Here is a 10,270-nt window from a genome sequence, read left to right as displayed (position 1 = left end):
GCATGCCACCAAGGTGGCATGCCCCGAACACTCACGAAGCGAAATCCCCAACATGATCTAGCTATGTAGTACTAGCCGCCGTGTGACGGCTCCTGGGGCTTGGGTAAGTTCGGCCCGGGTGGCGGCGGTTGTTTCGGTGTAGGTGTCTTCGTCGTAGCGTGCTGGGTTGCCGAAGCCCGGGCTTGTGGCTCCACTGTGGGTCTGGAGTCCGTTGAGGCCTGTGGCACCGAGGGCCATCGCCCAGTTGAAGTAGCCAGCCTCTTCCGCAGCGGCTCGGACCAGGGCGAGGAAGCGGCAGGTGAGGTTGACGGCTGTGTCGTCCAGGAGCACCTGCTCAGAGTCCTGGGCGTCGTAGCGGAGTTCGCCGGAGAGGCGGCTGTGGAACAAGCGCAGGCCGCCGTCTTCGTGGACCCGCAGCTCAATCGCGATTTCGGGGCGGAACTCGGTGAAGGGGCTGAAGCGGCGGCCGTCCCCGAGGTTGTTGGTGGCCAGCGCGGCTCCGGGAGCCCGGCGGTAGCCGTTGCCGACATCCCAAAGTGACGGGGAGACGTCCGTGCCCTTCAGGGGCAGCGTCGAGCTCGCCCGCCTGAGAACAGCCTTCACCTTCGGCGGCCCGTCGGGCGTGCACGTCATACTCGAAATCATCGACGCGGACAGCGAAACCATGGCAGACGCAATGTGCGCGATCGATCGCATCGGACCGGAACCAGGGCGCCGCTGCGCACCGAACGCAACTGGATCACCGAGGACGCCGCGAACCTTCAGGTCCGTCGCTGCCCCGACAAACGGTGGCAGCCATTCGCCACCACCGATGGCAACGCCCGAGCCCTAAACGACCCACCAGCAGGGGTAAGGGCTGGGCCGAATGAGGTGGGAGGTTCCCGACGGCGAGGTCATTGGTGGGTTGCCAGGTCCAATCGGCCCGTTGTTCCCGCCTGCTTGACGAGGCGGCCCCAGCGTTCCCTGCGGCCGAAGCGTTCGGCGATCGCTTTACCGGAGGGGAGGTTCCCGGCCGGCGTGCGGTTGGCGATCGCCCACTGCCATGCATTGTGCTGCAGCTCCGATGCTGGGCGTCTCGGTCCTGGAAGCTCTCGATTCACCTGCGGATGAGCCTCGTCTGCGTCCCGTATGAGGTCTTCGGTGCTGCCCGTATGGCCGTCGTATGAGGCTGTGAGCGGATCGGCCGGAACCGTATGAGTGTCGTATGTAGTAGCCACTTCGCTGTTCAGGGCCATATGAAGCGCAGATGAACCGGCGTCGTTCGCCGCGGGGCTCGTGTCAGGCTCCTGTAGTGCAAGCGGCGTCTTCCGGGCGGCGGCATGCCTGACCTGGCGCATCAGGAGCTCGTATGAGCCGATCAGGGCGCAGCTTGGCCAGGCGGCGATCAGTCGACCCACGGCTGAGGGCTCGGCGACGGCCACGTTTGCCGCCAGACTCGCCGCGCTCCCAATAACCAGCAGAGTCCAAGGCAACAGACCACTGCGCTGACCGTTCCTGGAGTCAGCCAGCAACGTCATGGATGAAGCGACAATCATCCCGTCAACCGACACCGGCAGCAGGGTGGACGTCCATGACGTCTCCCCGTACCCCTCCGTGTCAGGCTGAAGTGGGACGGAAGGGGATGATGTTCCCTAACTGACATGAGCAGGGCGAGAACGGGTACCGAGCAGAGTGACGATGACCAGCCAAGACCTCCCTTCCGGTGACGGGCCGCGGGCCGATCGGCCGAAGCGGCGGACCTTCACCGCGGCGTTCAAGCTGCGGATGGTCGAGGAGTACGACGCGGCCGAGCGTGGTGAGAAGGGTGCGTTGCTGCGCCGTGAAGGGCTTTATGAATCCAGCATCCAGCAGTGGCGCCGTCAGCGGGACGCCGGTGAACTGACCGCCTCGGGAATGGGCCGCCCGGCCACCAAGAAGGAGAAAACGCCGGAGCAGGTCGAGTTGGAGCAGTTGCGCAGGGAAAAGGCGCGGTTGGAGCGGCAGAACACCGCGATGGGAAAGAAGCTGTCCCAGACCGAGGCCGCTCTGGAGATCATGGGAAAAGGTATCGCGCTCTTGGAGATGATGTCCGAGGGCGCGGACACCGAGAACTCGTGACCTGCTGCCGGGACGAAACCCTTTCCCTGCTGGTTGAGCATCTGCCGATTCGCACTTCGTGTGCGTTGTCGGGTGTGCCGCGCGGGAGTTTCTATCGGCGGCGGAAGTTGGTGCTGGAAAGGAGTGGGCCGGCGGTGCGGCCGACGCCGCCGAACGCGCTGAGCGAGACCGAACGGGCCGCACTCATCGAGGTGCTTAACAGCGACCGGTTCGCTGACAAGGCACCCCGGCAGGTGTGGGCTGCGCTGCTGGACGAGGGGGTGTACCTGGCGTCGGTGTCGACGATGTACCGGGAGCTGCGCAGGCGTGACCAGGTCCGGGAGCGGCGCGCTCAGGCCCGGCACGAGGCGAAGAAGAAGCCGTATCTGGCCGCCCGTGCCCCCAACGAGATCTGGAGTTGGGATATCACGAAACTACAGGGACCGGGCCGGCGGCAGTTCTATGACCTGTATGTGATGCTCGACATCTTCTCTCGCTGCGTCGTGCACTGGGAGGTTCATCTGCGCGAGTCGGGTGAGCTGGCCGAGCGGTTCATGCAGAACGCCTTCGTCGCCAACGGCGGGATCGTTCCCGGAACCATCCATTCCGATAACGGGACCTCGATGACCTCCAAACCGGTGACCGCGCTGCTAGCGGACCTGGACATCATCAAGTCCCACTCTCGACCGAAAGTGAGTAACGACAACCCCTACAGCGAGGCGCAGTTCAAAACGTTGAAGTACTGCCCGGTGTTCCCGGAGAAGTTCGACTCGCTCGACGAGGCCGAGACGTTCTGCCATCATTTCTTCGATTACTACAATCACCGGCATTACCACGCGGGGATCGGGCTGCACACGCCGTTCACCGTCCACATCGGCACCGCGCAGGCGATCCAGCACAAGCGAGCCGAGACGATCGAGGCGTTCCGCGCCGCCAACCCGCGACGGTTCACCCAGACGCCCGCACTGCCCAAGATCCCCGACGTCGCGTGGATCAACCGACCCGACCAAGACACCGTCGGCCAAGCCGACCTTGACCAAGAGGAACACGCCGCCTAACGATCACCGGCCCCTGTCTCGCTTGACTTGACACCTACCGGTTGATGTCTCAGCATCCCCCCGGGGTTCAGCGGTCAGCGTTCACATCGATCCAGACGAGTCTTTGTCACGTGTCGGCTGACCATAACCACGACTGAAGGCACGTTAGTCGATCTGTCATGCCCTGTGCGGTGCCATAACTCGCCCACGGTTCCTGACCTGGCCATCTATGCTCAGCGCTCGTGTTCCTGCGCCTCCTGTACCTGCTGATGGTCCGGCTGTTCGGCTGGTTGATGCTCCTCACGCGTAGCGACGCCTCCAAGGAGGTGGAGATCTTTGGTGCTGCGGCATGAGGTCGCCGTGCTGCGGCGTCAGGTCGCCCGGCCGAGACCGGACTGGGCGGACCGAGCACTGCTGGCCGCGCTGGTCCGGTTGCTGCCCAAGCGGCTTCGACTCCATCGGATCGTGACACCGGGCACCCTACTGTCGTGGCACCGCCGACTGGTCACCAAACGCTGGACGTACCAGAACACGGTCGGACGTCCGCCCATCCCGGACGAACTGCGGGATCTGGTGGTCCGGTTGGCCCGAGAGAACCCCCGATGGGCCACCGTCGCATCCGGGGCGAACTGCTCGGTCTTGGCCATCGGATCGGTAAAGGCACCATCCGGCGGATCCTGGCGGCGGCCGGTCTGAAACCGGCGCCGCGCCGGGCGTCACCGACCTGGCGGCGGTTTCTGACGTCTCAAGCCACCGGCATCTTGGCATGCGACTTCTTACACGTTGACACTGTTATCTTCAAACGCTTGTACGTCATGGAGATCCAGACGCGCCGTGTGCACATTTTGGGCGTCACCTCCAACCCGACCGGTGCATGGACCACACAGCAGGCTCGGAACCTATTGATGGACCTGGGTGAACGCGCGAGCACCTTCAGGTTTCTCATTCGCGACCGTGATGGCAAGTTCTCCCGCGCCTTCGATGAGGTGTTCGCCGCCAGCGGTGTACGGATCATCAAGACGCCTGTCCGGTCGCCTCGGGCGAACGCATTCGCGGAGCGGTTCGTGGGGACGCTACGCCGTGAGTGCCTCGATCACCTGCTGATCTACGGTGAAAGTCACCTGCGTAGTGTCCTGGCTGAATAGGAACGTCATTTCAACGATCATCGCCCGCATCAGGGCCGTTCTCTTCGCCCGCCATTGCACGATCTGGGCGAAGTGATCGAGATGACCGCCCGGATCCACCGTCGGAAGACCGTCACCGGGCTGATCAGCGCGTATCGCAGAGCTGCCTGATCGCTCCGCGATACGCCCAGCTCAGCACCAGTGTTCACCGTTTTAGCGCCGCACAGGACAGAGCGTGGGCTTCGGCCTGCTGCCGTTCGTTCAGGGGACGGTCAATGGCCAGGAACTCGTAGTACTGGTAGATGCTCACCGTCGCCTTGTCGTCACCAGGCCCAATGCCGGAAGGCCTCAATCCATTCGGCGCCGTCCGGGCGCGGATCGGGAAGCGGCAGATCCAGGATGCCGATCGCCTGACGATGCTTCCTGCGGATACAGATCGCGACGATGCCACTACCCGGCAGGAGATCGACCTTCGTCACGGTCACCTCGACGCCCAGGACGGTGGTCTGGAACGGGACCGCGAGATTGTCCTCGATCATCACGTGGAAGGCCGAGAGCTGCTCGTCCTCGCCGTACGCGTCGACGATGGCCTGCTCGACCAACGTGTCCAGCTCGGCATCGCTCCGCTTCGCCACATCCCGCACCTTACCGAGGCGGTCGGCCGGACCGCGCCGCCGTTCTCACGGAAATGCGGATTGAGCCCACGGTGCCCGTGAGTCCAGCCCAGTACGTGGTGCTGTCAGCGAGCGCCGATCTCCTTGGCGAAGGCCACGAAGTCCTGGTGCCCGGGTGGTTCGGTCAGGCATTCGCGCATCAAGGCTCGGGCGCGGTCAGGGGTGCCGGTCTGCACGGCCCGGCGGGCTTGGATGTAGGTGAGCTCGGGTTCGGCGAGCTTGGGATGGGTGACGAGCCGGTCAAGAAGATCCTCGGCGATGCCTTCCAAATGATCGAACAGGAGCAGATGCCAGGCGGCCAGGTCACCGGTGCACTGCCTGCGGGCATAGTCGGAATAGTCGCTGCTGCCGAGAATGTTCGGGGCGGAGGTGCGGGTGTGGTCGAGTCCGGTCAGCTGGTGGCCGGCGAAGTCGGCCCAGGCGTCGGCACCGCGCAGCATTCCGGCGAGGACGGCGGCGCGTAGTCAGCCCGAAGCGGCTGCGGTGAGGAGTTCGGAGGCGGCACCTCCCGTGGCCACACGGGCGAGAGACGACGATTACGGCTCCGTCCCGTCCGCGCAATCTTCTTTCTGTGGCCCTGTCGTCTGGAGTCGCGCGTCGAGATTCTCGTCGAGCAGGTAGGCGTGGCATTCGCCGGCGGAGATCGGACCACAGCTCGCCTTGTGGCGCCGGCACGGCGATGCCCTCATCGACCTGGGCTTCCGTGGCCAGAACGGCCCCCTGATGCCTGCCGTCACGGATGTGTATTTCCGCCCGTCCCTGGCAGCCGCCTAGCGTTCCCGGCATAGCCCCGTCATCCGTACAAGGAGCGCTCGTGCCCGACCCGCTGCCGACCCGCACGGCAACACGGTCGAGTACACCACCGCGCTCGCCGTGTTGAAGGAGGACACCTGGCACCCCGGCCTCCCCCGGCTCGCCGGTTTCGACGGCGCCTCTGCTCCGTCTTGGAACCGGTCAGGGCTCTCACCCACCAGATGACGGTCCGCGATGTGGCCGAGTCGGGACGTTCATCCGTCTACGGGAGCGACAATGGGGTGATGTTGGACCTGAGCTCGGACAAAACGGGGACGCAGCCCTTCGCTCATCTCAGCGCGCCGAACGCGGATTTGTACCGGGACGTGCTGCGTTCCTTCGAGCGTGCGAAAGAACGCTTCATCGTTCATCTGCGCCCCGAGGACGTGGCCGCGGAGTTGCGCCGCGACAGCGACGAACAGCTCACGCAGGCGCTCGACAAGCTCGTCGAGTGGGGGAACCTGCGGGCCGACGCCGACACCGGCCGGGTGACCACCGTCGAGGACTTCCACCGCAAGCGGTTCCTGTTCCAGCTCACCGCGGCCGGTCATGCCGCCGAGCAGGCCATCGCGTTCTATGAGGAGGCGATCGGGCAACGCGGCGTGCTGCAGTCGGTGGCGCTCGCCGACATCGCCGACCAGCTCGCGGCCCTGTCGGCGCTGGCGGGCGAGGACGACCCGGACCCGGCCAAGGTCCATCTGCTGCTGCTGACGCTGGCAGACCGGTTCTCCTCGCTGGCCGACAACGCGCAGGCGTTCATGTCGTCGCTGCGGCGGGCGATCGACTTCTCGGACGGGGACGTCGAGGGGTTCATCGCCTACAAGGAGCGGCTCATCGACTACATCAACCGGTTCATCGCCGACCTCGCGAACTCCGGGGCCAGGATCGCGGCGCTCTTGGACGAGGTGGAGGCGCGCGGCCACGAACGGCTGCTCGGACTGGCGGCGCGGCGGGAGGCGTCCGACGCGGTTCCGGACGGCGCGGACGCCGCCGAGGCGTTCGGACGCGCCGAGGCCGGCGCGCTGGAGTCGTGGCGTAACCGGTGGCGCGGCCTTCGGAACTGGTTCGTCTCCGGCGGCGCGGATCTCCCGTCGCAGGCGCGGCTGCTGCGCCAGTCCGCGGTGACGGCGATCAAGCAGCTCCTCGACACAGTGGGACTGTTGAACGAGCGCCGCTCGGGCCGGTCGGACCGGTCGGCGGATTTCCGGGCACTGGCCCGCTGGTTCGCCGAGGCGCCGGACGAAGCGGCGATGCACCGGCTGTGGCGGGCGGCGTTCGGGCTGACGTCCGCGCGTCACCTCACCGTCACCGCCGCGACCGTGGTGGCTTGGGAGGAGGAGGCGCCGCAGGGCCGGCCGTGGGCGGACGCGCCGCCGGTGCGGATCTCGCCGCGACTGCGCCGTACCGGTTCCTACGAACGGCGGGGCAGGCCCAATCATGTCCAGGACCGGTCGCGGCTGCGCCGGCTGCTGCGCGAGAGCGCCGACCGGGAGACCGCGGAGACGGCGGCGGCACGAGCGCGGCTGCGGACCGACGGCCCCGTTCTCCTGTCGGAGCTGGATACGCTGGACGCGCGGGCGTTCCGACTGTTCCTGGCCCTGCTGGGGGACGCGCTGGCGGCGCGGCTGCCGGGCGACACCGAGGTGAAGGCGGTCACCGGGGACGGATCGATGGAAGTGCGGCTGTCTCTCGTCCCGGACGGCGGCGAGGTCCGCATCCTGACCGAGGACGGCGTGCTCAGCGGGCCTGAGCACCTCATCGAGATCACGAGTCTGCATGAGTGATGAGGACGTCTCGCGGCGGCGGGCCGCGCTGCGGGCGCTGCTGCGGCGCCCGCTGCTGACCACCGAGTCCGATCCGGAGGACGTCGTGCTGGTCCGGCGTCACCAGGTGGAGCTGCGCGACTGGCTGAGCCGGGAGACGGGCTGGCGGCTCCAGGTGGACGCCGAGACGGCGCGGCTGTTCAAGACGGCACCGACTCTGGACGACGGCACGCATCCGGCGCGCGGCAAGGCCGGCGAGCCGTTCGGCCGACGCCGCTACGTGGTGCTGTGTCTGGCCTTGGCGGCGCTGGAGCGGTCCGACGCGCAGACGACGCTGGGCCGGCTCGCGGAGGAGGTGCTCAACGCCGCCGCCGAGCCCGGTCTGGCGTTCCCGTTCACGCTGGACAGCCGGGCGGAGCGGTCCGATCTGGTCGCGGTGGTGCGGCTGCTGCTCGGCTGGGGCGTGCTGCGGCGGGTGTCCGGGGACGAGGAGTCTTACCTGTCGACGACGGGAGACGTCCTGTACGACGTGCGCCGGGTCGTTCTCGCGTCCCTGCTCACCGGGGTTCGGGGTCCCTCCACGGTCACCGCGGCGGGGTTTGAGGACCGACTGGCCGAGCTGACCGACGAGCCCGTTCCCGACACCGACGACCTGCGCAACCGGGCGTTGCGGCGCGGCTTGACCCGCAGGCTGCTGGAGGATCCGGTGGTGTACTACGACGACCTGGACGACGCCGAACGCGCCTACCTGACCTCCCAGCGCGTCGCGATCACCCGCCGGATCGAGGAGGCGACGGGGCTCGTCGCCGAGGTGCGGGCCGAGGGCGTCGCGATGGTCGACCCGGACGACGAGCTGACCGACGTGCGGATGCCCGAACAGCGCACCGACGGTCATGTGACGCTGCTGATCGCCGAGTATCTGTCCGGACGGGCCGGGGCCGGGCGGGACGAGCTGGTCGCGTTCGTACGGGACGCGGCCGTACGGCACAAGTCCTATTGGCGCAAGGGCGTGACCGAGCCGGGCGCCGCTGCGGAGCTGCTGGACATCGCGCTCGGGAAGCTGACGGCGCTGCGCTTGGTGGAGGTGCTGCCGGACGGTGTCCGGGCGCGTCCCGCGATCGCGCGTTACGCCGTAGAGGAACCGACCATACGGGAACCTGGGAGGGCCGCGGAATGACGGACCGTACGGTGACGGGGGTGCCTCCCGCTCCGACGTCCGAGCGCTGGAAGCCGTTGCGTGCCGGGCTCGTCGACATGTTCTACTACGACGTCGAGGAGTTCCGGTTCCACGACGGACGGCTGCTGCTGCGCGGCAACAACGGCACCGGCAAGTCGAAGGTCCTGGCCCTGACGCTGCCGTTCCTGCTGGACGGAGAGCTGTCCCCGCACCGGGTCGAGCCCGACGGCGACCGGCAGAAGCGCATGGAGTGGAACCTGCTGCTCGGCGGCAGGCACCCGCATCCCGAGCGGCTCGGCTACACATGGCTGGAGTTCGGCCGCCGGCATCCGGACGGCACCGAGGAGTACCGGACGCTGGGGTGCGGGCTGAAGGCGGTGAAGGACCGCGGCATCGTCCGCCACTGGTTCTTCGTCACTACCCGCCGCGTCGGCGTGGACCTGTCGCTGGTGTCGGAGGGGAGCGTGTCGCTGACGCGGGAGAGACTGCGTGACGCGGTGGAGGGCCACGGGCTCGTCTACGACCGGGCGTCGGACTACCGGCGGGCGGTGGACGACGCGCTGTTCGGCCTGGGCGAGCACCGCTACGAGGCACTGGTCAACCTGCTGATCCAGCTCCGCCAGCCGCAGCTGTCGAAGAAGCCGGATGAGCGGCTGCTGTCCCGGGCGCTGACGGAGGCGCTGCCGCCGCTCAGCCCGGCGCTGATCACCACGGTGGCGGAGGCGTTCCGCGGCCTCGACGAGGAGCGCGACGCGCTGCGCGCCCTCGAAGAGGCGTACAAGGCCGCCACCGACTTCCTCGGGCACTACACCAGGTACGCGCGGATCGCGGCGAAGCGGAACGCCGCCGGGCCGCGCCTCACGCAGAGCCGCTATGAGCATCTGAACCGTGACCTCACCGAGGCGGAGACGCGATTCGCGGCGGCGGAGACCGCGTTGACAGAGGCCACCGGGCTGCTGGAGGAGCTGGCGGCGGAGAAGACCCGGCTGGAGGCGCGACGGCACGCGCTCGAGGCCAGCCCGGAGATGCGGGACGCCGAGCGCATCGAGCAGATGGGTGAGGAGGCACGACGGCGCGACGCGTACGCCAGGGCACGTGAGCGTGACCGCGACGAGCTGTCCGGCGAGGCGACGCACAAGCAGTCGCGGGCCGAGACGACGCGCTCGCGTACGGGTGAGGCCGAAGAGGTCTTCGCCGCCGTCCGGGATCGCTCGGCGGTGCTGGCCGAGGTCGCCGGATGCGGTCCGGCCCACGCCGAGGCGATCGAAGACTGGCAGGCCGATCTCAACACGGCTCGCCGTGTCACCGGCGCTCTGGCCGAAGACCGGTCCCGCGCCCTCGCCGAACTCGACCGGCTGATGTCCACCGTCGCCGCCGCCCGGAGCCGGCTGGAGACCGCCACCGCCGAGGCGGAACGGCTGCTCGGCGAGTTGCAGACCGCGTCCGAGCGGATCGACGCGGCCGAAGCCTCGACGCGGGAGGGCGCGGCGAAATTGCTGGACGCCTACCTCACCTACCTCGCCGGGCTCGCCGAGATCCGGGTGGACGACCCCGACGCCGTCCTGGCATCGCTGGAGGAATGGGCCCAGACCGCCGACGGGCAGAATCCCGCCGCGACCGCCGTGGA

The 10,270-nt window shown here is 67.8% G+C and carries 10 protein-coding genes; 6 read left to right on the top strand and 4 right to left on the bottom strand.

The window, feature by feature from the left end; all coding sequences use genetic code 11:
• Window positions 1-57: 57 nt before the first annotated feature.
• The gene (locus ACFFNX_RS31455; protein WP_378209505.1) at window positions 58-633 is read right to left on the bottom strand and encodes a hypothetical protein; all 576 of its coding nucleotides are present in this window, start codon (window positions 631-633) and stop codon (window positions 58-60) included.
• A 260-nt stretch (window positions 634-893) separates the two neighbouring features.
• The gene (locus ACFFNX_RS31450) at window positions 894-1,550 is read right to left on the bottom strand and encodes a DUF2637 domain-containing protein (RefSeq protein ID WP_378209504.1); all 657 of its coding nucleotides are present in this window, start codon (window positions 1,548-1,550) and stop codon (window positions 894-896) included.
• A gap of 127 nt (window positions 1,551-1,677) precedes the next feature.
• Between ACFFNX_RS31450 and ACFFNX_RS31445 the strand changes: the two genes are divergently transcribed.
• The 3 genes from ACFFNX_RS31445 to ACFFNX_RS31435 all read left to right on the top strand — a co-directional run bounded on the left by ACFFNX_RS31445 (window position 1,678) and on the right by ACFFNX_RS31435 (window position 4,258).
• The gene (locus ACFFNX_RS31445) at window positions 1,678-2,097 is read left to right on the top strand and encodes a transposase (protein WP_378209503.1); all 420 of its coding nucleotides are present in this window, start codon (window positions 1,678-1,680) and stop codon (window positions 2,095-2,097) included.
• A complete protein-coding gene (locus tag ACFFNX_RS31440) occupies window positions 2,094-3,134 on the top strand; it encodes an IS3 family transposase (protein ID WP_378209502.1) in 1,041 nt (346 codons plus the stop codon). The genes ACFFNX_RS31445 and ACFFNX_RS31440 overlap by 4 nt, the downstream gene beginning before the upstream one ends.
• Before the next feature lie 581 nt (window positions 3,135-3,715).
• Window positions 3,716-4,258, top strand: coding sequence for an integrase core domain-containing protein (locus ACFFNX_RS31435; RefSeq protein ID WP_378209501.1), 543 nt, complete (start codon window positions 3,716-3,718; stop codon window positions 4,256-4,258).
• 302 nt (window positions 4,259-4,560) lie between these two features.
• Here ACFFNX_RS31435 and ACFFNX_RS31430 read toward each other — a convergent pair whose 3' ends face one another.
• Complete coding sequence (locus ACFFNX_RS31430) at window positions 4,561-4,872, bottom strand: hypothetical protein (RefSeq protein ID WP_378209500.1); 312 nt, start codon at window positions 4,870-4,872, stop codon at window positions 4,561-4,563.
• Between the two features lie 104 nt (window positions 4,873-4,976).
• The gene (locus tag ACFFNX_RS31425; RefSeq protein WP_378209499.1) at window positions 4,977-5,351 is read right to left on the bottom strand and encodes a hypothetical protein; all 375 of its coding nucleotides are present in this window, start codon (window positions 5,349-5,351) and stop codon (window positions 4,977-4,979) included.
• 597 nt (window positions 5,352-5,948) lie between these two features.
• Here ACFFNX_RS31425 and ACFFNX_RS31420 point away from each other — a divergent pair.
• From ACFFNX_RS31420 to ACFFNX_RS31410, 3 genes are all read left to right on the top strand, one after another.
• Window positions 5,949-7,487, top strand: a complete 1,539-nt coding sequence (locus ACFFNX_RS31420; protein ID WP_378209498.1) for a TIGR02677 family protein — start codon at window positions 5,949-5,951, stop codon at window positions 7,485-7,487.
• Complete coding sequence (locus ACFFNX_RS31415; protein WP_378209497.1) at window positions 7,480-8,643, top strand: TIGR02678 family protein; 1,164 nt, start codon at window positions 7,480-7,482, stop codon at window positions 8,641-8,643. The genes ACFFNX_RS31420 and ACFFNX_RS31415 overlap by 8 nt, the downstream gene beginning before the upstream one ends.
• A 20-nt stretch (window positions 8,644-8,663) precedes the next feature.
• A partial coding sequence (locus ACFFNX_RS31410) for a TIGR02680 family protein (RefSeq protein ID WP_378209496.1) occupies window positions 8,664-10,270 on the top strand: 1,607 nt, incomplete at its 3' end.

This window comes from Actinoallomurus acaciae, assembly GCF_042429965.1.
In the GTDB taxonomy this organism is placed as follows: domain Bacteria; phylum Actinomycetota; class Actinomycetes; order Streptosporangiales; family Streptosporangiaceae; genus Actinoallomurus; species Actinoallomurus acaciae.
The sequence above is the reverse complement of the archived record's forward strand: the minus strand, read 5'-3'. Positions and strand labels throughout refer to the sequence as shown.